Consider the following 23,797-nt stretch of genomic DNA (forward strand, 5'->3'; position numbering starts at 1 on the left):
TCCAGCCGGGCCTCGGCGGCCCGCCGTCCCGGCTCGGGCAGCGGCGGGGACCCCGCCCCCGCCCCCGCGGCGGCGTAGGCGGCGGCGCGTCCCGGCACGCCACGGACGAACGGCAGCAGCCGAGCGGCCAGCGCCGCCGGGCGGCCGGCGCGGCCGAGCAGCCGCCGCAGCAGCCGGCCGGCGTCGACCGTGCCGAGCGGCGCCAGCGCCACCTGGCAGTGGCGGTCGGCGGGGCCGGGCACCGGGTCGGCCCGGTGCGGCCGGTGGGTGGCCACCACTGCCAGCGGCAGCCCGCGCAGCGTCGCCGTGGCGAACAGGGTGTGCAGGAACCGGCTCAGCTGCGGCCTCGCCCGGTCCAGGTCGTCCACCGCCACCACCACCGGCTGGCGGGCGGCGAGCGCCAGCAGCACCTGCCGGCCCGCCGCCGCGCCGCCGGTCCCGGGCCGGTCCGGCGCGCCCAGCAGCGCCGCCAGCGCGTCCACGGTCGGCGCCGCCGGTCCCGGCGTGTCCAGCCCGTCGACCAGTGCGGCCAGCCGGCGCCGGACCACCGCTGGCGGGTCGGCGGGCCGCACCCCGGCGAGGTCGCGCACCAGGTCGGCGACCGGGGCCAGCACCCCCTCCGGGTACGGCGGGCAGTACGCGACGCACCAGCGCACCGGCGCCCCGTCGACCTTCCGTACCGCCTGGCGCAGCTCGTGCAGGAGGCGGGACCGGCCGATGCCGTCCGGACCGACCACGGACACCCATCCTGGACGGTGCTCCCGGACGGCCCGGACGATCTGGTCCTGCGCGGTGGCCACTTCCCGGCGCCGGCCGACCAGCGGGCCGTGGTGCCGGTCGGCGCGGGGCCGGGCCGGCCCGGTGACCCGCCAGAGCTCGACCGGCAGCGCCTTGCCGGCGAGGGCCGCCGGGGCGAGCGCGTGCTGGTCGGTCAGGCCGGCGGTGGCCCGCTGGGTGGCCGCGCAGACGACCACGCCGCCCGCCGGGGCGTACTCCTGCAACCGGGCCGCGGTGCTGATCACCGCGCCGCTGGCCGCGCCGTGGCCGCCGTTCCGGGCGGCGGTCAGGTCGACCACCGCCTCGCCGGTGGCGACGCCCACCCGGACCCGCAGCGCGACGCCCCCCGGCATCGCCCGCCGGTCCAGCGCGGCCTGGATCTCCAGGCCGGCCCGGACCGCCCGGTACGCGTCGAGCCCGTCGGAGCGGCGCGCCCCGAACAGCGCCATCACCGCGTCACCGACGTACTTCTCGACCACCCCCTGCCACCGTCGCAGCACCCCCGCGACGGTGTCGAAGTACGCGTGTTGCAGCGCCCGGACGTCCTCCGGGTCGAGCCGTTCGGTCAGCGCGGTGGAGCCGACGATGTCGGCGAAGAGCACGGTCACCGTGCGTCTCTCCTCCGGCACCGGCCAGGGCGGCCCGGTGACGTCCTCCCGAGACATGACGAGCGTGGACAGTGGCATCGCACCCACCCTTCCCCCCAGCAGTGGTGCCTGACGATCTCTGGAGACTGTCACCACCGGGCCGACGGGGGATCTGCCGAACGACGTATGTCGGCCGGTGACAACCTTTAGTCGCGATGTCGACGCGAGGAGTACCACAGCGGGATCGAGGCCGTAGAAGGGCGCGGGGCCGGTGGCTAGGCTGCGGGCATGGCCAGCGATGTGGACACCGCACCGCTCGTCGGCCGTGCCGACCAGTTGACGGCGCTGCGCTCCGCCCTGCTCGACGATCTCGGGCCCGGGCAGACCGCGGCGGTCTTCCTCAGTGGTGAGAGCGGCGTGGGCAAGACCCGGCTGCTGCACGAGGTGGGGGCGCGGCTGCGCGACGCGGGAGCCGTGGTGTTGACCGGCTCCTGCCTGGACATCGGCGACGCCTCGCCGCTGCACCCGGTGCTGCAGGCGCTACGCCGCTTCGACGGCGAGCTGACCTCCACCCAGGCCCGGACGTCCTCGGCGGTCCGCGGCCTGCTGCGGATGTTCGCCGAGGAGACCGCCGCCCCGGACGGCGCCGGCGCGCTGCTCGAACGGGTGTCCCGCGGGCTCGGCCTGATCGCCGAGGGCCGGCCGCTGGTGCTCGTCCTGGACGACCTGCAGTGGGTGGACCGGAGCACCCGGCAGCTGCTGCTCTACCTGCTCGCCGGTCTGGGCGACCTCCAGCTCTCCGTGCTGGCCGCGGTGCGGGCCGAGTCGTTGCAGGGCGCCCACCCGCTGCGCCGGGTGCTCACCGAGCTGCGCCGGCTGCGGTCGGTGCGGGTGCTCGACCTCGCCCCGCTGGACCGGGCCGACACCGACCGGCTGGCCGCCGCCATCGCCGGCGCGTCGTTGACCCCGGAGGCCGCCGAGCAGGTCTGGCAGCGCAGCGGCGGCAACCCGTTCGTGGTCGAGGAGCTGGCCCGGGACCTGCGCGACGGCCGGGACGGGCTCTCCGACACGCTGCGCGAGATCTTCCTGGCCCGGGTGGACGCGCTGCCCCAGCACGCGCACGCCGTGGTGCACGCCGTCGCCGCCGGTGTCGAACCGGTCGAACACTGGCTGCTGGCCGAGGTGCTGGGTCTGCCCGAGCCGGAGCTGATCGAGGCGGTGCGGGCCGCCGTGGCGCACCGGCTGCTGGTCGGCGTGGACGAGGGTTACCGGCTGCGCCACCGGCTGGTCGCCGAGGTCCTCGCGCACGAGCTGCTGCCGGCGGAACGCTCCGCCCTGCATCGGCGCTACGCCGAGGCGCTGACCCGGGCACCGGCGGAACTGCACCAGGCGCGCCTGGCCCACCACTGGCGGCTGGCCGGCGAACCCGGCCTGGCGTTGCCGGCGGCGATGGCGGCCGCCCGGGAGGCGGAGCGGCTGCACGGCTTCGCCGAGGCGCACCGGCACTGGTCGGCGGCGCTGGACCTGGCCGCCGCGCCGGCCGCCGGCCCGGCCGCCCCGGCGCCGGTGCGGGTCGACCGGGCGGTGCTGCTGGAGCACGCCGCGGAGACCGCGCACCAGTGCGGCGAGCACGCCCGGGCGCTGCACCTGCTGGAGGAGCTGGCCGGGGGCGTGGACGCCGGCCCGTCCTGCGCGCTGCGCATCCGCCGGGCCCGCTACCTCGCCGCCGCCGGACGGTCCGCCCCGGCCGAGGCGGAGTACACGGGTGTCCTGGAGTCCGCCGCCTGCACCCCGCGGGAGCGGGCGTCCGCCGCTGCCCGCCTGGCCGAGCTGCTGCTGCACCTGGGCCGGTACGCCGAGGCCGGCCGGCGCGCCCGGGAGGCGCTCGACCTCGCCGCGGCGGTGGACGGCAGCACCACCGAGGTGGTGCTGGCCAGCTCGGCGCTCGGCTTCAGCGAGGCGTTCCTGGAGGACCCGGACGCCGGCCTGGCGGTGGTCCGGCGCGCCCTGGAGATCGCCGAGCGGGCCGGCCGGCCGGAGGACGTCGCCTGCGCGTACCTGCACCTGGCGGAGCTGCTCACCGGGCCGTTGAACATCCTCGAGGAGGGGGTGGTGGTGGCCCGCCGGGGCGCCGAGCGGGTGGCCGAGCTGGGGCTGGGCCGCACCTACGAGACCCGGCTGCTGGCGATCGCCACGAACGGGCTGTTCCGGGTGGGGCAGTGGGCCGAGGCGGAGAAGGTGGTCGCGGCCGCGCTGCGGCACCGTCCCTCGGGCGCCGACGCGGTGGAGCTGCTGCTGGCCCGCTGCCGGCTCTCCGTCGGCTACGGCGACGTGGAGGCCTCCGACCGGGACCTGGAGGCGGTCGCCACGGTGCTCGCCGGTGGCGGTGCCCGACACGTGCTGCCGATGCTGATCCTGCGCGCCGGGCTGGCCATGTGGCAGGGGCGGCACGACGTCGCCCGGCAGGCCGTGCAGCGTGGGCTCACCGAGAGCCGCTCCGACGACGTGATGCTGCTGGCGACCCTGGCCTGGCACGGCTTGCGGGCCGAGGCGGAGGCGCACGCCAGCCGTACGGTGCCGGTGGACGAGACCGCGGTCCGGCGCCTGCGCGACGTGGTCGACAAGGTGGCCCGCAAGAGCGCGCACGCGGCCCGGCCGGTACGCCTCGGTGCGGAGGGCTTCCTGGTGCTCTGCGCCGCCGAGCTGAGCCGGCTCGACGGGCGGGGCGATCCCGAGCTCTGGGCCCGCTCGGCCGCGGAGTGGGACCGGCGCCACCACCCGTACCCGGCGGCGTACTCCCGGCTGCGGCAGGCCGAGGCGCTGCTGGCCCGGCGCAGCCGCAGCACGACCGCGGCGAAGCTGCTGCGCCGGGCGTACGAGATGGCCCAGGGGCTCGGTGCGGTGCCGCTGACCAGTGAGATCCGTACCCTCGCCGGCCGCGCCCGGGTGGCGTTGGAGGAGCGGCCCCCGTCGGCCGCCGGTCGTCTGGCGCGCCGGGCCGAGCCGGCCGGCGGTGAGCTGTCGGTGCTCACCGCGCGGGAGCGCGAGGTGCTCGCCGCGGTCGCCGAGGGGCTGACCAACAAGGAGATCGGGCAGCGGCTGTTCATCAGCGAGCGGACCATCGGGGTGCACGTCTCGCACATCTTCGACAAGCTCCAGGTGCGGACCCGGGTGCAGGCGAGCGCGATCCACCTGCGTAACCGCGCCGACTGAAGTCACGCGTGGTCGCCTCGAATACGTCGTTCTACTGATGGCGCGGGTGCTCGCCGCTGGAAGGCTGTCGAGCGAGCCGATGGCACGGGGGTGCCCCGACCACAGTGGAGGAGACATGACGGAACCGGTCTGGGGCCCTGTCCACGCCGACATCGTCGGTCTGCTCGCCGACCATCCCGCGGACGTGCCGGCGGTGGTCGACCACCTCACCAAGCTGCAGGACCTGCTGGTCCGGCTCCCTCCGCTGGAGCGCAGCTGCCCGCTGGCGGACTTCAACCAGCTCTACCTGACCATCACCAGCAGCGTGCTGGACGGCCTCTACGACGACTACTTCGCCGACCCGGCCTTCCTGTCCCGGTTGGACGTGGAGTTCGCCGCCCGGTACTTCGACGCGCTGCGGCTGTGGTCGGAGTCCAGCCCGACCACCCCGAAGGCGTGGTCGTGCCTGTTCAAGCGGATGCGCGGCCCGGACGCCCGGCCGCTGCCGTCGGCGGCGGCGGGGGTGAACGCGCACATCAACTTCGACCTGCCGTTCGCCCTGGTGACGACCTTCGACCACCTGGAGTCGGAGCCGGTGGACGGCAGCGACCAGCACCGCGACTACCTGAAGATCAACGACATCTTCGCCGACAAGATCCCCACCCTGCGCCGGGGCTACCTGGAGCAGTGGCAGCTGATGCTGGACATGCTCAACGGCGACATCGACGACTGGTACCAGGGCGAGCTGGTGGAGTACACCCGGGACGTGGCCTGGCGCAACGCGCAGAACATCTGGCGCTGCCGGCACGACCCGCACGCCCGCGACTGCGAGCGCGCGCGGCTGGACGACAACGCCGCCGCGCTCGGCCGGCTGCTGCTCTCGCCACTGGGGGCATTTCTGCAGTAGCAGCCGGGACGGGGGGTCCCCGCGCTCCGGGAGACCGGGGCGCGGGGACGCGTCCCGCTCGGGCCCCGGGCCCGGGCGCGCTTCGCCGCGGGCGCCCGGCACGCCCGGACGGGTGTCGGCCGGCCCACACCGGGTACGCCCGCGGCATGGCCGCGCACCGTTCCGCCTTCCGCTTCGACCCGCCCTTCCGGCTGCCGCTGGCCCTGCTCGGCGTCCGGCCGGAGACCTCCTGGGTGACGGTCGACGACGAGGCGGTCGAGATCCGGTTCGGCCCCTGGCGACTGCGCACCACCCGGGGCAACGTCACCGGGGCGGAGATCTCCGGGCCGTACCGCTGGTGGCGGGCGATCGGGCCGCACCTGTCCCTGGCCGACGGCGGGGTCACCTTCGGCAGCAGCACCGCCACCGGGGTCTGCATCCGCCTCGCCGCCGGCGTACCGGCCCTGGTGCCGGGGCCGTGGCTGCGCCACCCGGCCGTCACGGTCACGGTCACCGACCCCGACGCCCTGCTCGGCGTGCTGCGCGCCCCACCCGTCGGTTGACCCGGCCCCGCCGCCGCCGCGGTTGATCGTCCCGCTTCCCGGCGTTCCGGCGGGTGGGGCCGGGCGCACCACCTACGGTCGGTTCAGGGCCGGAAAGGGTGGTACGGGGCATGGCGCAGGAGCGGGACGGGGCACCGGGGCGGCGTGCCCGCAGACGGGGCGGCCAGACTCCGGCGGCGGGCGCGGACCGGGCGCTGCGGGCGGCCCGCGACCCGGGCCAGCCGACCGACGCCGGTCGCTCGGTGACTGTGCCGGAGCGCGTGGACAGCCCGGTCCACCCGGCCCCAGCGGCCGGCCCGCTGCGGCGCTGGCTCTTCGCGCACCGGGTGCAGCCGGTGGGGCCGGAGGCCCAGGAGGGGCAGGAGCAGCGCCACCCCTGGTGGCAGGTGATGTGCCTGACCGGGGTCGACTACTTCTCCACGCTGTCCTACCTGCCCGGTATCGCCGCGCTGGCCGCCGGGGCGCTCTCCCCGCTGGCCACCCTGCTGATCGTGGCGCTGACCCTGTTCGGGATGCTGCCCATGTACCGGCGGGTGGCCCGGGAGAGCCCGCACGGGCAGGGTTCGGTGGCGATGCTGGAGCGGCTGCTGCCGTTCTGGCGGGGCAAGCTCTCCGTCCTGGTGCTGCTCGGCTTCGTGGCCACCTCGTGGATCATCACGATCACGCTCTCCGCCGCCGACGCCACGGTGCACCTGCTGGAGAACCCGTACCTGCCGTCCTCCTTCCCGCACGGGGCCGGGGCGGCCGTGGTGGTGACGGTGGTGCTGCTGATCGTCCTCGGAGGGGTGTTCCTGCTGGGCTTCCGCGAGGCGGTCACCGTCGCCGTCCCGCTGGTCGTGGCCTTCCTCGGGCTCAACGCGGTGATCGTGGTGGCCGGCCTGCTCGAGGTGACCGCCGACCCGGCGCTGCTGGCCGGCTGGACCAGTCGGCTGACCGCCGGCGGCGACGGCCTGGGTCACCTGGTCGGTACGTCGGTGCTGGCCTTCCCGCTGCTGGTGCTCGGGCTCTCCGGCTTCGAGACCGGGGTGAGCATGATGCCGCTGGTCAGGGGGGACGGCGCGGACCGTGAGCAGCGCCTGCGGGCGCGGATCCGCAACACCCGCCGGCTGCTCACCACCGCCGCCCTGATCATGTCCGTCTACCTGGTCGCCACCACCGTCGTGACCACCGTGCTGATCCCGCCGGACCAGTTCGCCCCGGGCGGCGCCGCCAACGGCCGGGCGCTGGCCTGGCTCGCCCACGAGCACCTCGGTGAGGGGTTCGGCACCGCCTACGACATCAGCAGCGTGCTCATCCTCTGGTTCGCCGGCGCCTCGGCGATGGCCGGGCTGATCAACATCGTGCCGCGCTACCTGCCGGCGTACGGGATGGCGCCGGAGTGGGCCCGGGCGGTGCGGCCCGTGGTGATCGTCTACACCGTGATCAGCATCGCCATCACGGTGGCGTTCCGGGCCGACGTCAACGCCCAGGCCGGCGCGTACGCCACCGGGATCCTGGCCATGATGGTCTCCGCGGCGGTGGCGGTGAGCATCGCCGCGCTCCGCGCCCGGCACCGGGTCGCCGGGGTCGGCTTCACCGTGTTGACCCTGGTCCTGCTCTACGCGCTGGTCGAGAACGTGATCGAGAAGCCGGACGGGATCACCATCTCCGGCATGTTCATCGCCGGCATCATCGTCGTCTCGCTGGTCTCGCGGGTGGCCCGCACCACCGAGCTGCGCGCGGAACGGATCGAGTTCGACGCGGCCGCCCGCCGGTTCATCGCCGAGTCGCTGGCCCACGACAATCGGCTGCACCTGATCGCCAACAAGCGGGACAGTGGCGCGGTCAAGGAGTACCGGGTCAAGGAACGGGCGCAGCGCGGGATGAACCCCGTGCCCGGGGCCGCCGACGTGCTCTTCCTGGAGATCGACGTGGTGGACCCGTCGGAGTTCAGTCAGGTGCTGCGGGTGCGCGGCATCGAGGTCGGCGGCTACCGGGTGCTGCGGGCCAGCAGCCCGGCCGCGCCGAACGCGATCGCGGCCATCCTGCTGGCCCTGCGCGACGCCACCGGAACGCGTCCGCACGCCCACTTCGAGTGGTCCGAGGGGAGCCCGGTCGCCCACCTGCTGCGCTACCTGATCCTGGGGCGGGGCGACACCCCGCCGGTGGTCCGGGAGATCATCCGCAAGAGCGAGGCGGATCCTGCCCGCCGGCCCGGCATCCACGTCGGCGGCTGATTACCGGGTCAGATCGGCCCGCTCGGGCGCGCGGGGCGTCGGAAAGCGTCGCTGACCTGGCAGTTCGCGGGCAATCAACCTGCCTGGGGTCGGTCGGCGGTCGATGGGGGCATAAACGGAAATCGCAAGGTTCTTCACGTTCGCCGGCCTTGTCACAATTGGTCGTCGTATCGTAATTTTCGGTGGCTTCGTGGGACCTCGGCCACCCCGCGCCGTTTCGGTGCGGCCGCATCACACGTACGAGAGGCAGGGAAGCCCTATGTCCACGAACCGAGTGAGTCGGCGCCCAGCGAAACCCAGGCGGCGGTCCCGGTGGTTCTTAACCGGTGGCCTGATGGCGGGCGGCATGGTGGTGGCGACGACGGGCCTGACCGGCGTGGCGGCCTCGGCGGCCGACCGCGTGAGCGTGCCCTGCGACTCGGACCGGCTCATCGCTGCTCTCGTTCGGGCCAACGCCGAGGGTGGCGGCGAGCTCCGGCTCGCCCGCAAGTGCACCTACACCCTCACCGAGGCGTTCCAGCAACCGGACGACTACGACGGGGGCATCCGGGACGCCCGCGAGGCCGCCGACACCGCCGAGAACCCCGGTGACGCCGAGGCGCCCCCGCGCGACCCGAAGGACGACAAGGCCGGGCTGCCGGTCATCTACCACCCCATCACCATCCATGGCGAGGGCGCCACCATCCAACGGGCTTCGAACGCCGACGAGTTCCGGTTCTTCACCGTGCGCGACGGCGGCGACCTGGACCTGCGGGACGTCGTGCTCAAGAACGGCCGGTCGGCCGCGGAGGGGGGCGCCATCCACGTGGTCCACGGTGCCGCCGCCACCGTGCGGGGCACCACGATCATCGGAAGCACCTCCCGCTCCGCCGAGGGCGGCGGCGGCGGGGTCTTCAACGACGGCAACATGGTGGTCCGTGACAGCACCTTCGTCGGTAACCAGGCCATCGGGAAGGAGGGCAAGGGCGGGGGCCTGCTCAACGGTGGCGTGCTCACCGTGGAAGGGGCGAAGTTCTTCGAGAACTCCGCCGCCGCCTACGGTGGCGGGCTCGGCAACTACCGGGGGGCGGCCGAGATCCATGGGGGCACCTTCGCCGACAACAAGGCGAAGCAGGGTGGCGGGTTCGCCAGCTTCTCGGCCCGTACCAAGGTCTCCGACGTGCGGGTGCTCGGCAACACCGCCGAGGTCGGCGGGGGCGTCGCCAACTCCGACGCCGTGCTCTACCTGAAGGGCATGACGATCCGCGCCAACACCGCCACGGTCAAGGGCGGTGGCATCTCCACCTTCCAGGGTCTGCTCACGCTCGACGAGAGCACCGTCGAGCACAACAGCTCCAAGGGGGACGGCGGCGGGATCTACGCCGAGAAGTCGAACCTGCTGGTGCGCCGCAGCCACGTCAGCCGCAACGACGCGGACAAGAAGGCGGGCGGCATCTTCGTCACGATGGGTCAGGTCTCCCTGTACAAGAGCCGGGTCACCGACAACGTCTCCAACGAGGAGCCGGGTGGCCTCTTCGTGGACAAGGCCCGCGCCAGGGTCGATGACGAGACCGAGATCATCGGCAACGAGCCGGGCAACTGCGTGGGCAGCACGGTGCCGGTCCCGAACTGTTTCCGCTGATCCTCGACGGAGCGAACCCGCCGGGTTCGCGCCCGTCGGTCCGAGCGCACCCGGTCCACCGCGACGATCATCCCGATCGCCGGTGGACCGGGTGCGCCGGTCGGCCCTCAGGAGCCCGCCGGTGTCGGCCTCACCGTCGGCGGCGGACCGGGCGCTCAGGCGAGCGCGCGGAGCCGCCCGGCGAGCTCGCCGGCGAGGAAGTCCAGGAAGCCGTCCGGGTCCGGGCCGGCGTTCTGCAGCACGATGTGGTCGTAGCCGGCGTCCAGGTAGCGCGAACCGCCGCCAGGTGCACCACCTCCGGCCCCACGGCGAACTGGCGCCGGAGGTGGTGCACCTCGACCCCACCGACAAACGCCCACCCGTGACCCAGCCTCCTAGGATGCGCTACCGGTGGTGACCAGGACGACGGGCCGGGGGACCGGCCGTGCGGGTCCGCAGTGGGCGCCGGCCTCCGCTGAAGTCGCGCCCCCACCGGTCGTGGATGATCGGGAGCGGACATGGAAAAGCCCGCGCCCGGGGGTGGGGGCGCGGGCTTCTCGGTACCGCCTACTTGGACGGTTCGGGCAGCGCGCAGTCGATCTTGGGGTTGGCGCCGATGTAGTTCAGCGGGCCCGCCACGATCGTCACCAGGATGGTCCCGGCCTCGGCGCAGTTGGTGTCGTCATTGTTGTAGTAGCCGCGCTGGCCAGCGGCGACAGCGCCAATGATCAGCCAGATGACGACGAGGACTCCGAAAATCGACGTACCGCGCATGGGGGTGCCTCCCGGGTCGTGGTGGTGCGAGGTGACGACCCAGTACCCAGACCCGACGAACGGGTAAACGGGGTCGGGGAACGCTCGGCCCGGCGACCCGTCGGCGGCGCCGCCGGACGGGCCGGATCGGCCACCACGCGGGCCGCGCCCGGCGTCCGTCCACTGCCGACCCGGCGACCCCCGCCCGGACGTTCAGTGCGGCGGCGACGGGTCCTCCGGCGGCTTTCCCCGGCTGCGCAGGTGGTCGGCGACGCCGCCGGGTGGGGCGAGGGCCGGTGGTGCTGCCGGGGGCACCACCACCGGCCCGCTCTTTCGGGTCAGCCCTGCTCGCCGGCTCCGGTGCCGACGGGCAGTACCCGCTCGGCCTCGGCGCCGGCGCCGGCCAGCACCTTCGCCTGCTGCGGCCAGGTGGCCAGGCTGGCGGCGGCGCGCAGCCCGGCGGTGCGGATGACGTCGCGCAGCGCCGGCTCGTCCAGTTCGGCCAGCTGCCGGTACGTGCGGATGCCCGCGGCGTGCAGCGCGGCGGCCATCTTCGGTCCGACGCCCTGGATGCGGCGGAAGTCGTCCGCCGGCGCGGTGTCGTCGGCGGGCGGCGGGGTCACCGGCGTGGCGGCGGCCACCAGGGCGGACCCGATCGTCAGGTCGGACTCCTCGGCCGGAGTCGGCACGGCGGCCTCGGGGGTGGCGCCGCCGGTCATCGTGTCCTCGACCGGGGTCCGGGGCGCCGGAACTCCCGACGTGGCGGTCACCGGCTCGGCGGCCGGAACCTCCTCGGTGGTGTCGGGCGTGGCGATCCCCACCGGAGCGCCGGTCCCGACGGGCGCGGTGTCCTCGTCGGTGGAGACCGCGTCCACCGTGGTGGCGGTCGGGGTCGGCTCGGTGGTGGACGGGCCGACCTCGACCCGCGCCCCGGCGTCGTCGTCGCCCGGCGTGTCCGCCGCGGCCGGCCGCTGGGTGGTCCTGGCCTCGGTGGCCGACGTGACCCGGTCGGCACGCTCGTCGTCGGCGTCGCCGGGCAGGTCGGCGTGGGCCGGCTCGTCGGCGTGCTCCGCGGCGGCGGAGGTGACCTGCGGGTCGGCCGCACCGGTCAGCCGCACCGGCTCGACCTCGTGGTCCGCGTCGGCGGCCGAAGCGTCCGCGTCCCGCTCCGCACCCTCGGCGGGCCGGTCGGGGTCGGCGGCGCCCACGTCGGTCGAGGTCACGGTCGCCGGGGCGCGGTCGGTGTCGTCCCCGGTCGGCGGGGTGTCGGTGGCGACCGGCGCGGCGTCCACCTCGGCGGGGGCCACCTCGTCGACGACCGCCGCGGGCGCGGGCGCGGCGTCGACGGTGGCCTCGGGCCGGGGCGGGTCGACGACGGCGGTCGCCGCGGCGGCCGCCTTCTCGTCCTCGGAGAGTCCGACCACCGGATCACCCTCCATCATGGGCTGCGGTGCCCCGGCGGCCGCTGCGGCCTGCCGGTCGCGCCACACCCAGCCTCCAGCCACACCGGCCACCAGGGCCAGGATCACGATCAGCCATTGCCCGAAAGTCGACGGCACGGCGAACCTCCCTCTTGCATATGTCGGTGAAAGTCGCGAAGAAAACTCGCCGGCAGCTTTCCACACGGGTGGCGGCGGCGACAGGGAGGATCACGACTCGCGACGCAGGTGGTACGGCCGGTGCCAGCGGGTGGCGGTGGGATGACCGACGGTGGGGCGCCGGAGGCGGGCGCGGGACGGCGACTGGCCCGGCCGGGCCGCGACGAGGTGCCGTCGCCGGGGCCCGGCCGGGCGGCTCAGTCGTCCTCGCCCCGGTAGGTGTAGAAGTCGTCGACGAACTTGCGGGCCAGCCGGGGGACCCGGCTGCTGACGCCGAAGTAGCCGCGGGCGCCGAGCAGCGCCAGCCGGCCGACCACCGGCTTGTACATCCGGTCGTCGCCGCTGGTGCCGCTGCGGTTCAGCGAGTCGGCGACCCGGGCGAACCCGTACGGCACCATGGCCGCCTCGTAGTCGGCCACCGCCTGGACCAGTGTCTTGTCGCCGGCGACGGCCTGGCGGACCTGCCGGCAGAGCAGGGCGGCGTCGCGCAGGGCGGTGTTCGCCCCCACCCCGCGCCCCGGCGTCATCGTGTGGATGGCGTCGCCGAGCAGCGTGACGGTGCTGCTCTTCCACGCCGGCACCGGCTCGCTGGTGGTCACCTTGATCGGCAGGGCGCTGCCGGGATCGCTGCGGGCCAGCAGCTGCCGCAGGTTCGGGTGCCAGTTGCGGGTGAGTTCCAGGGCGAGCTGGACGAGTTCGTCGCCGCGCCGCTGCATGACGTCCGGCGGGAAGCGGTGGGACGCGCTCCAGATGATCAGGTTGATGTTGTCGCGGGTGGTGTCGTGGCGCCGCCCCGGCCAGTTCCGCAGCAGCGCCGCGTCGGCGTCGGCCACGTCGGGCTTGATCGTCCCGTCCCGGTCCCACTTGAACTCCATCACGTGCAGCACGCCCATCATCCCGCCGGCTCCGAAGATCAGCGAGATGCCGTGCTCGACGTGGTGCGGCAGCAGGGCGCGGGTGTGCGGGGTGAGCGGGATCCGGGTGGCGATGTTGATGGTGCCGGCGTCGCGGGTCACCGCGTGCGGCAGGTACTGGCGGCGGACCGCGGAGTGGGTGCCGTCCGCGGCCACCAGCAGGTCGCCGGTGGCACTGGTGCCGTCGGCGAAGTACGCGGTGACGGTGCCGTCGTCGCGCTGCTCGTACCGGGTGAAGGTCTTGTCGAAGTGCACCACGTCCTCGAGGCCGGTGAGCAGGACCTGGCGCAGCGTCATCCGGGCCACCGAGCGTTCGGTGTGGACCGGGTCGGTGTCGGGGCGCAGCGTGAACGACGCGGTCCGGCCCAGCCGCTGGGTGAGGACGTTGAAGTAGCGGGGGGAGCGGGCGCAGGTGGCCAGGTAGATGTCGAACAGCTCGGGCGGCAGGCACTCCCGCAGCGCCTTGCTGCCGGTGGGTCCGATGCCGACCCGGTAGCCGAGCAGCCCCTCGCCGCGGGTGCGGTAGCGCTCGTAGACGGCGACGCTGACGCCGGCCCGGCGCAACCCCTGCGCGAGGCAGAGGCCGCCGGTGCCGGCGCCGACGATCAGGACGTGCGGTGGTCCCCCGGAGGTCACGGCGAGGCTCCGCTCAACCAGCCGGCCGGGGTGAGGGGACCTCGGCGGCGTCCCACCGGTAGAAGCACCCGGCGATCGCGTCCCGCGGCGACCGCCACGTCGGCAGGTACGGCGAGGTGTGCGCGGAGAGCCGCTCGTTGACCTGGAGGTAGAGCGGGTGGTTGCGGGCGCCCGCGAGCGCGTCCGGGTCGACGTCCTCGGTCTCCATCAGGTGCACGCACAGGTCGTGCAGGCAGTACAGGGAACGGTGCCGGACCCCGGTCAGGGCGGGCAGTTCGGTCGCGTCGGACTCGGCGAAGATCTGCGCCACCCGACCCTCCGAGCCCGGGATGATCCTGCTGACGATCAGTAGACGGCTCATGGAACCCCTCTCGCCGGTGGTGCTCCCCATCGGGGTGGGAGCCCACGGTCTGCTGTGCACCCACCCTGACCTACCGGCTGTCACCTGCACGTCACTCGACGTGCGGTGACGGTGACGCCGGTCAGCGGGTCCGGGGCCCGACCCGGGTGGCCGGGCTGCGGGCCGGCCCAGCCGGCGTGTCGCGTACGGCGGGGTGGCGTGGGGAAGCCGAGGCGTCCCGGGTGTTCGTCGGCCGGGCGGGGCCACCCGGCGCGTCGCGGGTGGCGTCCCGGATCGGCGCGAGCGTGTCGTCGAGCAGCGCGGTCATCGCCGCCGACGGCTCCAGCCGCAGTTCCCGCAGCAACAGGTCCCGGTAGACGTAGAAGGCGTGCACCGCCTCGAAGGCGTTGCCCTCGGCCAGGTGGATGCGCACCACCAGCCGGTGCGGCGTCTCGCGCAGCGGCTCGGCGGACATCGCCTCGAGCGCCGCCTCCAGGGCTTCGCCGTGCCTGCCCGCCGCGAGGTGCTGCCCGGCCAGCTCCTCCAGCATGTGCAGCCGGAGCTGGCGCAGCCGTTCCCGCTCGGTCAGCACCCAGTCGTCGTACCAGCCGGGGAGCAGGTCGTGGCGGCCGGCGGCGAGGGCCGCGGCGGCGCACGGGTCGCCGCCGTCGCGGACCCGGGCGGCGGTGCCGACCAGCGCGTCGACGTCGACCCGGACGGCCGGGTCCAGGCGTACGGTGTCGCCGGCGGTGGTCAGGGGGCAGCAGGGGTCCTGGCGCAGTCGCCACAGCGCGGTGCGCAGCGACGACAGGGCGCGGTCCTCGGTGGCGTCCGGCCAGAGCAGTCCCGCCAGGTGGCTGCGGGTGGCCCCGGGGCGAAGCCCGATCAGCGCGATGACCCGTTGCAGGCCGCGCGGCACCACGACCGGCGCGTCTCCGTGCAGCAGCTGGAAACCACCGAGCAGGTGCAGCGAGATGGCGGGGCCGGGAGGATCTCCGGCGGTCGGCATGGACGGATCGGCGGCCACGGCGGCACCCCCTGCGGAACGCTCGTCCCGACTCATCTGTGTGTCCCCGGCGCGGCTGCCCATGACCCCGGTGTCGGGTCGCTCCGCCGCGGCACGGCGTCTGTGGCACGCCGCGGTCGCCGGGCTGACCACCACGAAGGTTATCAATCGTGGTCACTCTCGGTCAATATCGCGAGGTAGACAAGGCGTCCCGTAACACGGGTTCTGAGCTGCGCATAGAAGCATCTGATTGTGATCTTGGCACAGCTCATACACAGGCTGCGTCAACGCATCGTCACGGAAGCCGGCCGACGAGACGATGCCCGTGACGCCCGGGTGACGCCGCGCCCGGCATCGTGTCGGCAGTCGTCCGGCCGGAGACGACGCGGTCCGCACCGCGTCCGAGGCCGTGGGGGGAGGCCCAACCATGGACCGTTCGCTGATCGTCGCGAAGGTGGTCCCGACCGCTGAGGCACAGGTGGCCGAGATCTTCGCCGAGTCAGACGCGACCGACCTGCCGCGGCTGGTCGGGGTCCGGCACCGGTCGTTGTACCGGCTGCACGATCTGTACGTGCACCTGCTGGAGACCGAGTCGCCGGCGGAGAGCGCGGTCGAGGCGGCCCGCGGGAACCCCGAGTTCCAGCGGGTCAGCGCCCGACTGCGGCCCTACGTCTCGCCGTACCTGCCGACCTGGCGGGAGCCGCGGGACGCGATGGCCCACTGCTTCTACCGGTTCGACGCCGTGACCGCCACGGGGCGGCGGCCGTGACCGCCACCGCGCCCCACCAGGAGCAGCTCTGGTCCCGCTGCGAGGGGTGCGCCAGCCTGCTGTACCGCAAGCGGCTGCGCCGCAACCTCGACGTCTGCCCGGAGTGCGGCGCCCACGCCCGGCTGGCCGCGCCGGAGCGCCTGTCCCAACTGGTCGATCCCGGGTCGTTCACCCCGCTGCCGGACCGGCCGGCGGAGGTGGACCCGATCGACTTCGTCGACGTGCTGCCGTACCCGCACCGGCTGACCGCCGCCCGCGCCGGCACCGGCCTGGACGAGGCGGTCGTCTGCGGCACCGCCGCCGTCGGCCGGCACCGGTGCGCGCTGGCCGTGATGGACTTCCGGTTCCTCGGCGGCAGCCTGGGCGCCGCCGTCGGGGAGATGATCACCCGGACCGCCGAGCGGGCCCTCGACGACCGGATCCCCCTGGTCCTGGTCACCGCCTCCGGTGGGGCGCGGATGCAGGAGGGCGCCCTGTCGCTGATGCAGATGGCCACGGTCAGCCAGGCGATCGCCGGGCTGCGGGAGGCGGGACTGCTCACCGTCAGCGTGCTCACCGACCCCACCTACGGGGGAGTGGCCGCCTCGTTCGCCACCAACACCGACGTGGTGCTCGCCGAGACCGGCGCCCGGATGGGCTTCGCCGGTCCCCGGGTGATCCGCCAGGTGACCGGCCGGGCGCTGCCCGAGGGCTTCCAGACCGCCGACTTCCTGCTCCGGCACGGCCAGGTGGACATGGTGGTGCCCCGGCACGCGCTGCGCGGGCGGCTCGCCGCCTTGCTCGCCGCGGCGGGGAGCGGCCGTCGCCCGGTGCCGGCCGCGGCCGTACCCCGGCAGGAGCGGCCGCCCGGCGCCGCCCGGCCGGCCGACGTCGCCGAGCCGACCGCGGCGCCGGCCCGGCAGCCGGCGGGCGGTGACGCCTGGGAAACGGTACGGCTGGCTCGGCACCCCGGCCGACCGACCACCCTGGACTACCTGGACTCGGCCTTCGAGGGTTTCGTGGAGCTGCACGGCGACCGGCTCGGGGGGGACTGCCCGGCCGTCGTCGGCGGGCTGGCCCGGCTCGACGGCCGCCACCTCATGGTGATCGGCCACCAGAAGGGACACACCACCGCCGAGCTGGTCGCCCACAACTTCGGCATGGCCAGCCCGGCCGGTCACCGCAAGGCGCTGCGACTGATGCGGCTCGCCGCCCGCCTCGGACTGCCGGTCGTCACCCTGGTCGACACCCCCGGTGCCGACCCCGGGGTACGGGCCGAGGAGCAGGGTCAGGCGGCGGCGATCGCGGAGAACATCCTCGCCATGAGCGTGCTGCCGGTGCCGGTCGTCGCCGTGGTGACCGGGGAGGGCGGCAGCGGCGGCGCGCTGGCCCTCGCCGTGGCCGACCGGGTGCTGATGCTCCAGCACGCGATCTACTCGGTGATCAGCCCGGAGGGCTGCGCCGCCATCCTCTGGCCGGACCGCGGCGCGGCCCCGCAGGCGGCCCGGGCGCTCCGGCTGACCGCGCCCGACCTGTGCCGGCTCGGCATCGTCGACGACGTCGTCCCGGAGCCGGTCCCGGCCGCCCACCACGACCCGGAGGCGACGACCCGGGCCCTGCGCGAGGCGGTGCGGGCGAACCTGCTGCCGCTGCTCGACGTGCCGACCGCGACCCTGGTACGCCGCCGTCGACAGCGGTTCCGCCGGTTCGGCGCGGCGCGCATCGGATCCCGGGCGGGTGCCCGGTGAGCGCCGGCGCGCTGCGGACCGACGGTCCGGCGGCCGGCGAGGAGACGGCCGGGGTGGACGCCGTGCTGACCGGGCTGCGCCGGCAGGCGCGGCACCTCGTCGCCGAGCTGGCCGGCCCGGTACGTCGGGTGCGGCTGCGCAGCGGCGACACCGTGCTGGAGGTGGAGTGGCACGGTACGGCCGCCCCGGCCGCGGTGCCGGAGAGCGGCCCCGCGCCGGAGGTCGCCGTGCCGGCGCCACCGGCGCCGCCGGCCGCGCCGCCGGCCGGGCGGGCGGAGGTGCGCTCGCCGATGGTCGGCACCTTCTACCGCGCGCCGGAGCCGGGGGCGGCGCCGTTCGTGAACGTCGGCGACGCGGTGCGGCCCGGTCAGGTCGTCGGCATCGTCGAGGCGATGAAGCTGATGAACGAGGTGACCGCGGAGCGTGCCGGCCGGGTCGCCGAGGTGCTGGCCGTCGACGGCCAGCCGGTGGAGTACGACCAGCCACTGGTCACGTTGGACCCGGTCTGAGGCGGGGTGTGAGGAATGTTCGAGAAGGTGCTCATCGCCAACCGGGGTGAGATCGCGCTGCGGGTGCTACGCGCCTGCCGGGAGCTCGGGGTACGCACGGCGGTGGTCTACTCCACCGCGGACGCCGACTCCGCGCCGGTGCGCCTGGCCGACGAGGCGGTCCTGATCGGACCGGCCCCGAGCAAGCGCAGCTACCTCAACGCCGCGGCGATCGTCGAGGCCGCCCGGCAGGTCGGGGCGCAGGCCGTGCACCCCGGCTACGGCTTCCTCTCCGAGGACGCCGACTTCGCCGAGATCTGCGCCGACAACGGGCTGGTCTTCATCGGCCCGCCACCGCAGGTGATGGCGGCGCTGGCCGACAAGTCCTCCGCGCGGGCGCTGATGCGCCGGGCCGGCCTGCCGCTGCCGCCGGGCAGCGTCAGCCCGGTGCCGACGGCCGCCCAGGCGGCGGAGGTCGCCGCCGAGGTGGGCTACCCGGTGATCGTGAAGGCCGCCGCCGGTGGTGGCGGCCGGGGGATGACCGTGGTCCGGTCCGCGGCGGAGCTGTCCCGGGCCTACGCCCGGACCCGGGCCGCCGCGCAGGCCGCCTTCGGCGACGACCGGGTGTACGTCGAGCGGTACCTCACCGACGCCCGTCATGTGGAGGTGCAACTGCTCTGCGACTCCCACGGCGCGGGCGTGCACCTGGGCACCCGGGACTGCTCGGTGCAGCGGCGGCACCAGAAGCTGGTCGAGGAGGCGCCCGCGCCGGCGCTGTCCGCCGCGACCCTGGACAGCATCGCCGAGACCGCCCTGCGCGGCGCGCTGGAGGTCGGCTTCACCGGCGCCGGCACCATGGAGTTCCTGGTCGACGCCGAGGAGCGGTTCCACTTCCTGGAGATCAACTGCCGGATCCAGGTCGAGCACCCGGTCACCGAGATGATCACCGGGATCGACCTGGTGCACGAGCAGCTGCACATCGCCGCGGGGCTGCCCCTGCGCTGGCGGCAGGAGGACATCCGGCTGCACGGGGTCGCCGTGGAGTGCCGGGTCAACGCGGAGGACCCGGACCGCGGCTTCGCCCCGACCCCCGGCCGGTTGGACCGCTTCGTCCCGCCCGGCGGGCCGTTCACCCGGGTCGACACCCACGGCCACGCCGGCTACGTCGTCGGGCCGCACTACGACTCGCTGCTGGCGAAGGTGGCGGTCTGGGCGCCGGACCGGGAGCTGGCGCTGAACCGGCTGGAACGCGCGCTCGACGAGTTCGTCGTCACCGGCCCCGGGATGCGTACCACCATCCCGTTCGTCCGCCGGGTGCTCGACGACGCCGCGTTCCGCAAGGGCCGCCACGGCACGTCCCTGGTGGACCGCCTGCTCGCCGGCGACCAGCCGGCCGGCACCGCCGCCCCGCCACCGCGCGCCGCCCCGCACCCCCGCACCGTCCTGACCGCTACCGAGGAGGAACCGAGATGACCGTCACCCACGGGCAGCCGCTCACCACGGAGATCACCGACATCCTGGTGGCGCACTGCGGCCTGGACGCCGACGCCGCCGCCCGCGCCCCCGCCGCCTCCCTGGAGGAGCTGGGCATGGACTCGCTCGCCCTGCTGGAACTCTCCGCCGTGGTGGCCGACCGGTGGCGGGTCCAGATCCCCGAGCAGGCCGGGCAGTTGAGCATCCCCGCCGTCGCCGACCTGGTCGCCCGCCGCGCCCACCCACCCGGCCACACCGAGAACAGCATCGACATCGCCGCGCCGCTGCCGCTGGTCTGGGACATCACCAACGACGTGGCCCGGTGGACCGAGCTGTTCACCGAGTACGCCGTGGTGGAGATCCTGCACCAGGAGGGCGACACGGTGCGATTCCGGCTCACCATGCACCCCGACGAGAACGGCACCTCGTGGAGCTGGGTCAGCGAACGCACCGCCGACCCGGCCACCCGGCAGGTCCGGGCGCACCGGGTGGAGACCGGGCCGTTCGAGTACATGCGGATCCGCTGGCGCTACGACGAGGTACCCGGCGGCACCCGGATGACCTGGGTGCAGGACTTCGCCATGAAGCCGACCGCCCCGGTGGACGACGCCGGGATGACCGAGCGGATCAACGCCAACAGCCGGGTGCAGCTGGCCATCATCAAGGACCGGATCGAGCGGGCGTACGCGGGAGGCGGCGATGAGTGAGACCACCGGTGGCGTGGTCGCCGCCCGGGACGTGACCGCCGACCGGCGGCGCGGCGGGGAACTGCGGGTGCTCCTCGGCCCGAAGACCGTCGGCAGCACCTCCGGCTTCATGGGGGTCGCCGCGCTCGCGCCGGGGGAGCGCATCGCCGAGCACTACCACCCCTACAGCGAGGAGTTCCTCTACGTCGCCCGCGGCGACATCACCGTCGACCTGGACGACGAACCGGTGCCCCTGGCGGCCGGCGAGGCGCTCTTCGTGCCGCGCAACGTGCGTCACCGGCTGCGCAACACCGGCGACGCCCCGGCCGAGGTGGTGTTCCACCTCGGACCCCTGGCGCCCCGCCCGGAGCTGGGCCACGTCGACACCGAGCTGGCCCAGCAGCGGAGCCCGTCGTGACCGGGCGCCGCACGGTGGTCACCGGGATCGGGGTGGTCGCCCCCGGCGGCGTCACCCGCGACCGGTTCTGGAAGACCATCACCGAGGGGCGGACGGCGACCCGCCGGATCACCTTCTTCGATCCGTCGCCGTTCCGCTCGCAGCTCGCCGCCGAGTGCGACTTCGACCCCGACACCGCCGGGCTGACCCCGGCCGAGCGGCAGCGCGCCGACCGGTACGTGCAGTTCGCCCTGGCCTGCTCCACCGAGGCACTGGCCGACAGCGGGCTCACCCTGAGCGACGCCGAGCGGGAGGTCGCCGGGGTGGTGCTCGGCACCGCCGTCGGCGGCACCATGGCCCTGGAGCAGGAGTACGTGCGGGTCAGCGACTCCGGTCGCCGCTGGCTGGTCGACCACGCCCTCGCCGGGCCGTACCTGTATCCGGCGCTGGTGCCCAGCAGCCTCGCCGCCGACGTGGCGGTCCGGCACGGCCTGCACGGCCCGGCCCAGGTGATCTCCACCGGCTGCACCTCCGGCATCGACGCGATCGGGTACGCCCACCAGCTCGTCACCGACGGCGAGGCCGACATCGTGCTCGCTGGGGCCGCCGACTCGCCGATCTCCCCGGTCACCGTCGCCTCCTTCGACGCCATCAAGGCGACCAGCCCGGACAACGACGACCCGGCGCACGCGTCCCGGCCGTTCGACGCCGACCGGCACGGCTTCGTCCTCGCCGAGGGCGCCGCCGTGCTGGTGCTGGAGGAGTGGGAGCACGCCCGCCGGCGCGGCGCGCACGTCTACTGCGAACTGGCCGGCTACGCCAGCCGCAGCAACGGCTTCCACATGACCGGGCTGCGCCCCGACGGGGTGGAGATGGCCGTGGCGATCAGCGCGGTGCTGCGCCAGGCCCGGCTCGCCCCGGAGGACGTCTCCTACATCAGCGCCCACGGCTCCGGCACCCGGCAGAACGACCGGCACGAGACGGCGGCGTTCAAGCGGGCCCTCGGCGAGGCCGCGTACCGGGTGCCGGTCAGCTCCATCAAGTCCATGGTCGGGCACTCGCTCGGCGCGATCGGCTCGATCGAGATGGCCGCCTGCGCCCTGGCCATCGAGTACGGCGTGGTGCCGCCCACCGCGAACTGGACCACCCGCGACCCGGAGTGCGACCTGGACTACGTGCCGAACGTGGCCCGGGAGACGCCGGTGGACGTGGCGCTCTCGGTGGGCAGCGGCTTCGGCGGTTTCCAGTCCGCGATGCTCTTCCGCCGGCTGGCGGTCCCGGCGTGACCGGGCCGCGCGCGGTGGGTGGGCCGCGGCCGGTGGCCCCGGTGGACCGGGCGGTGCCCCCGGTGACCGCCCGCGCCGTGGTGACCGGGATCGGGGTGGTGGCCCCCAGCGGGATCGGCGCCGCCGCGCACTGGCGGACCGTCGTCGACGGCACCCGGCGCACCGGACCGGTCACCCTCTTCGACCCGGCCGGCTACCCGACCCGGGTCGCCGGCGAGGTCGCCGACTTCGACCCGGCCGCGTACGCCGACACCCGGCAGTTGGTGCAGACCGACCGGTGGACCCACCTCGGCTTCGCCGCCACCCGGCTGGCGCTGGCCGACGCCGGGCTGCCGCAGCGGGCCCCCGACCCGTACGGCTGGGCGGTCACCCTGGCCAGCTCGTCGGGGGGCAACCTGTTCGGCCAGCGGGAGCTGCAACGGCTCTGGGGCGGGTCGACCCGCACCGTCGGGGCGTACCAGTCGATCGCCTGGTTCTACGCCGCCAGCGTCGGTCAGCTCTCCATCCACCACCAGTTCAAGGGTCCGTGCGGGGTGCTGGTCGCCGAGTCGGCCGGCGGGCTGGACAGCCTCGCCCACGCGGTGCGCACGGTGCGCCGCGGCACCCCGGTGGTGATCGCCGGCGCCACCGAGTGCCCGCTGAGCCCGTACGCGCTGACCTGCCAGCTTCGCTCCGGCCTGCTCAGCGACGTCGACGACCCGGCGGTGGCGTACCGGCCGTTCGACCGGTCGGCCGGCGGGTACGTGCCGGCCGAGGGCGGCGCGGTCTTCGTGGTGGAGGAGCTGGGCCACGCGCTGGCCCGGGGCGCCCGGATCTACGGCGAGGTGACCGGCTGGGGCGCCACCCACGACGCCGTCCACACGGGACCGGACAGCGCCGGCGATCCCGCCCGGTACGCGCGGGCGATGCGGCTGGCCCTGGACCGTTCCGGGGTCGCGGCGGACGAGGTGGACGTGGTGGTCCCTGACGCGCTCGGCGTGCTCCGCTACGACCGCGCCGAGGCCGAGGCGCTGCGCGCGGTCTTCGGCGACCGGCCGCCGCCGGTGACCACCCACAAGGCGCTGACCGGCCGCGCCCACCAGGGCGGTGCGGCGCTGGACGTGGCGACCGCGCTGCTCGCCTTCTGGCACGACACGCTGCCCGCCTCGGCCGGTCCGGTGGAGCCGGCGCCGGGCTGCGAGCTGGACTTCCTGCGGGCGCCCCGGCGGCCCCGCAGCCGGCTCGCGCTGGTCTGCGCGCGCGGCTACGACGGTTTCAACAGCGCGCTGGTGGTGCGCGGCGCGCCACCGGCGGCGGAAGGAGCGGCACGATGAGCGGAGAACGCGCGAGGGTGGTCTTCCTGGTCCGCGTGGCCGAGGAGCGCACCGCGGACTTCCTGCGGGCGTACGAGGCGGTGCGGCACCTGGTCGCCGAGGGGGTGCCGGGCCACCTGGTGGACCAGGTGTGCCGCTCGGCCACCGACCCGGAGCAGTGGCTGATCACCAGCGAGTGGGCCGCGCTGGCCGACTTCGAGGCGTGGGAACGCAGCCCGGAGCACCGCGACCTGGTACGCCCGATGCGGGAGTGCTTCACCGACGCCCGGTCGCTGCGCTTCGTCGTCCACGCCCAGACGCCGGAGGTGGCCCGGGTCTGACCGGCGTGCCGGAGGATCGCGGCGCCTTCCTGTTGCTCACCCCGGCGATGCGGGATCCCGGTCGGGGTGGCCTGTGCCGTCTCGTCCGGGCCGGGCACGGCGGCGATCGTGGCGATCGGCGCGGCCTTCCTCGGCGGCCGTTGAGCGTGTCGAAGGTGGTGGATGTCGCCCTGGTGATCGGGGGAGTGGTGGTCCTCGACCTGGGCGGCGCCCACTAGTGCGGTGACCATGAACGTTCACCGGGTTTGGGTCTCGAACCTGAGGATCTAG

General features: G+C 74.8%; 22 protein-coding genes. 15 read left to right on the forward strand and 7 right to left on the reverse strand.

Annotation, left to right across the window (positions count from 1 at the left end; all coding sequences use genetic code 11):
* The coding region (locus V6U79_RS11100; RefSeq protein WP_334614602.1) for an AAA family ATPase at positions 1-1,463 on the reverse strand (1,463 nt) is incomplete at its 3' end.
* A 189-nt stretch (positions 1,464-1,652) separates the two neighbouring features.
* Between V6U79_RS11100 and V6U79_RS11105 the strand changes: the two genes are divergently transcribed.
* The 5 genes from V6U79_RS11105 (at position 1,653) to V6U79_RS11125 (ending at position 9,842) form a co-directional block, all read left to right on the forward strand.
* Entirely contained in the window at positions 1,653-4,577 is a 2,925-nt protein-coding gene (locus V6U79_RS11105) for a helix-turn-helix transcriptional regulator (protein WP_334614603.1), read from the forward strand.
* Between the two features lie 115 nt (positions 4,578-4,692).
* Entirely contained in the window at positions 4,693-5,463 is a 771-nt protein-coding gene (locus V6U79_RS11110) for a DUF5995 family protein (RefSeq protein WP_334614604.1), read from the forward strand.
* A gap of 146 nt (positions 5,464-5,609) precedes the next feature.
* Positions 5,610-6,005 (forward strand): hypothetical protein, encoded by a 396-nt coding sequence (locus V6U79_RS11115; protein WP_334522134.1) that lies wholly within the window; start codon positions 5,610-5,612, stop codon positions 6,003-6,005.
* Between the two features lie 110 nt (positions 6,006-6,115).
* Positions 6,116-8,221 carry an APC family permease gene (locus V6U79_RS11120; protein ID WP_334522131.1) on the forward strand — a complete coding sequence of 702 codons (2,106 nt, stop codon included), beginning with the start codon at positions 6,116-6,118 and terminating at the stop codon, positions 8,219-8,221.
* Between the two features lie 259 nt (positions 8,222-8,480).
* Complete coding sequence (locus tag V6U79_RS11125; protein ID WP_334522128.1) at positions 8,481-9,842, forward strand: hypothetical protein; 1,362 nt, start codon at positions 8,481-8,483, stop codon at positions 9,840-9,842.
* Between the two features lie 155 nt (positions 9,843-9,997).
* On the opposite strand, the gene V6U79_RS11130 is transcribed toward V6U79_RS11125, so the two are convergent.
* The 6 genes from V6U79_RS11130 to V6U79_RS11155 form a co-directional block, all read right to left on the reverse strand.
* On the reverse strand, positions 9,998-10,201 hold the full coding sequence (locus V6U79_RS11130) for a hypothetical protein (protein WP_334522125.1): 204 nt from the start codon (positions 10,199-10,201) through the stop codon (positions 9,998-10,000).
* A gap of 187 nt (positions 10,202-10,388) precedes the next feature.
* On the reverse strand, positions 10,389-10,595 hold the full coding sequence (locus tag V6U79_RS11135) for a hypothetical protein (protein ID WP_334522123.1): 207 nt from the start codon (positions 10,593-10,595) through the stop codon (positions 10,389-10,391).
* A gap of 317 nt (positions 10,596-10,912) precedes the next feature.
* Entirely contained in the window at positions 10,913-12,133 is a 1,221-nt protein-coding gene (locus V6U79_RS29780; protein WP_442933279.1) for a helix-hairpin-helix domain-containing protein, read from the reverse strand.
* A 236-nt stretch (positions 12,134-12,369) separates the two neighbouring features.
* Entirely contained in the window at positions 12,370-13,722 is a 1,353-nt protein-coding gene (locus V6U79_RS11145) for an FAD-dependent oxidoreductase (protein WP_334522121.1), read from the reverse strand.
* A 13-nt stretch (positions 13,723-13,735) separates the two neighbouring features.
* On the reverse strand, positions 13,736-14,083 hold the full coding sequence (locus V6U79_RS11150) for a TcmI family type II polyketide cyclase (RefSeq protein ID WP_334522119.1): 348 nt from the start codon (positions 14,081-14,083) through the stop codon (positions 13,736-13,738).
* Between the two features lie 121 nt (positions 14,084-14,204).
* The gene (locus tag V6U79_RS11155; protein WP_334522115.1) at positions 14,205-15,089 is read right to left on the reverse strand and encodes an AfsR/SARP family transcriptional regulator; all 885 of its coding nucleotides are present in this window, start codon (positions 15,087-15,089) and stop codon (positions 14,205-14,207) included.
* 406 nt (positions 15,090-15,495) lie between these two features.
* Here V6U79_RS11155 and V6U79_RS11160 point away from each other — a divergent pair, with 406 nt between their 5' ends.
* The 10 genes from V6U79_RS11160 (at position 15,496) to V6U79_RS11205 (ending at position 23,745) form a co-directional block, all read left to right on the forward strand.
* On the forward strand, positions 15,496-15,837 hold the full coding sequence (locus V6U79_RS11160; protein ID WP_334522113.1) for a TcmI family type II polyketide cyclase: 342 nt from the start codon (positions 15,496-15,498) through the stop codon (positions 15,835-15,837).
* The gene (locus V6U79_RS11165) at positions 15,834-17,564 is read left to right on the forward strand and encodes an acetyl-CoA carboxylase carboxyltransferase subunit alpha (RefSeq protein WP_334614605.1); all 1,731 of its coding nucleotides are present in this window, start codon (positions 15,834-15,836) and stop codon (positions 17,562-17,564) included. The genes V6U79_RS11160 and V6U79_RS11165 overlap by 4 nt, the downstream gene beginning before the upstream one ends.
* On the forward strand, positions 17,543-18,073 hold the full coding sequence (accB, locus tag V6U79_RS11170) for an acetyl-CoA carboxylase biotin carboxyl carrier protein (protein WP_334532700.1): 531 nt from the start codon (positions 17,543-17,545) through the stop codon (positions 18,071-18,073). The genes V6U79_RS11165 and accB overlap by 22 nt, the downstream gene beginning before the upstream one ends.
* Before the next feature lie 15 nt (positions 18,074-18,088).
* Positions 18,089-19,525, forward strand: a complete 1,437-nt coding sequence (locus V6U79_RS11175) for an acetyl-CoA carboxylase biotin carboxylase subunit (protein WP_334532621.1) — start codon at positions 18,089-18,091, stop codon at positions 19,523-19,525.
* On the forward strand, positions 19,522-20,232 hold the full coding sequence (locus V6U79_RS11180; protein WP_334532624.1) for an SRPBCC family protein: 711 nt from the start codon (positions 19,522-19,524) through the stop codon (positions 20,230-20,232). Before V6U79_RS11175 ends, V6U79_RS11180 begins: the two co-directional genes overlap by 4 nt.
* The gene (locus V6U79_RS11185) at positions 20,225-20,629 is read left to right on the forward strand and encodes a cupin domain-containing protein (protein ID WP_334532627.1); all 405 of its coding nucleotides are present in this window, start codon (positions 20,225-20,227) and stop codon (positions 20,627-20,629) included. Before V6U79_RS11180 ends, V6U79_RS11185 begins: the two co-directional genes overlap by 8 nt.
* Complete coding sequence (locus V6U79_RS11190) at positions 20,626-21,894, forward strand: beta-ketoacyl-[acyl-carrier-protein] synthase family protein (protein ID WP_334532630.1); 1,269 nt, start codon at positions 20,626-20,628, stop codon at positions 21,892-21,894. The genes V6U79_RS11185 and V6U79_RS11190 overlap by 4 nt, the downstream gene beginning before the upstream one ends.
* Positions 21,895-21,956: 62 nt before the next feature.
* Entirely contained in the window at positions 21,957-23,207 is a 1,251-nt protein-coding gene (locus tag V6U79_RS11195) for a beta-ketoacyl synthase N-terminal-like domain-containing protein (protein WP_334614716.1), read from the forward strand.
* A complete protein-coding gene (locus V6U79_RS11200) occupies positions 23,204-23,527 on the forward strand; it encodes an antibiotic biosynthesis monooxygenase family protein (protein ID WP_334532632.1) in 324 nt (107 codons plus the stop codon). Before V6U79_RS11195 ends, V6U79_RS11200 begins: the two co-directional genes overlap by 4 nt.
* Before the next feature lie 5 nt (positions 23,528-23,532).
* Positions 23,533-23,745: a hypothetical protein gene (locus V6U79_RS11205; protein ID WP_334532634.1), complete on the forward strand. Its 213-nt coding sequence runs from the start codon at positions 23,533-23,535 to the stop codon at positions 23,743-23,745.
* Positions 23,746-23,797 lie beyond the last annotated feature (52 nt).

The organism is Micromonospora psammae (genome assembly GCF_036902725.1).
Lineage (GTDB): Bacteria > Actinomycetota > Actinomycetes > Mycobacteriales > Micromonosporaceae > Micromonospora.

Excerpts from the sequence above, each read along its gene's own strand:
- V6U79_RS11175 (WP_334532621.1), top strand. The coding sequence starts at position 18,089 with ATGTTCGAGAAGGTGCTCATCGCCAACCGGGGTGAGATCGCGCTGCGG.
- V6U79_RS11180 (WP_334532624.1), top strand. The coding sequence starts at position 19,522 with ATGACCGTCACCCACGGGCAGCCGCTCACCACGGAGATCACCGACATC.
- V6U79_RS11160 (WP_334522113.1), top strand. The coding sequence starts at position 15,496 with ATGGACCGTTCGCTGATCGTCGCGAAGGTGGTCCCGACCGCTGAGGCA.
- V6U79_RS11105 (WP_334614603.1), top strand. The coding sequence starts at position 1,653 with ATGGCCAGCGATGTGGACACCGCACCGCTCGTCGGCCGTGCCGACCAG.
- V6U79_RS11115 (WP_334522134.1), top strand. The coding sequence starts at position 5,610 with ATGGCCGCGCACCGTTCCGCCTTCCGCTTCGACCCGCCCTTCCGGCTG.
- V6U79_RS11125 (WP_334522128.1), top strand. The coding sequence starts at position 8,481 with ATGTCCACGAACCGAGTGAGTCGGCGCCCAGCGAAACCCAGGCGGCGG.
- V6U79_RS11120 (WP_334522131.1), top strand. The coding sequence starts at position 6,116 with ATGGCGCAGGAGCGGGACGGGGCACCGGGGCGGCGTGCCCGCAGACGG.
- V6U79_RS11200 (WP_334532632.1), top strand. The coding sequence starts at position 23,204 with ATGAGCGGAGAACGCGCGAGGGTGGTCTTCCTGGTCCGCGTGGCCGAG.
- V6U79_RS11185 (WP_334532627.1), top strand. The coding sequence starts at position 20,225 with ATGAGTGAGACCACCGGTGGCGTGGTCGCCGCCCGGGACGTGACCGCC.
- V6U79_RS11110 (WP_334614604.1), top strand. The coding sequence starts at position 4,693 with ATGACGGAACCGGTCTGGGGCCCTGTCCACGCCGACATCGTCGGTCTG.
- V6U79_RS11150 (WP_334522119.1), bottom strand. The coding sequence starts at position 14,083 with ATGAGCCGTCTACTGATCGTCAGCAGGATCATCCCGGGCTCGGAGGGT.
- V6U79_RS11135 (WP_334522123.1), bottom strand. The coding sequence starts at position 10,595 with ATGCGCGGTACGTCGATTTTCGGAGTCCTCGTCGTCATCTGGCTGATC.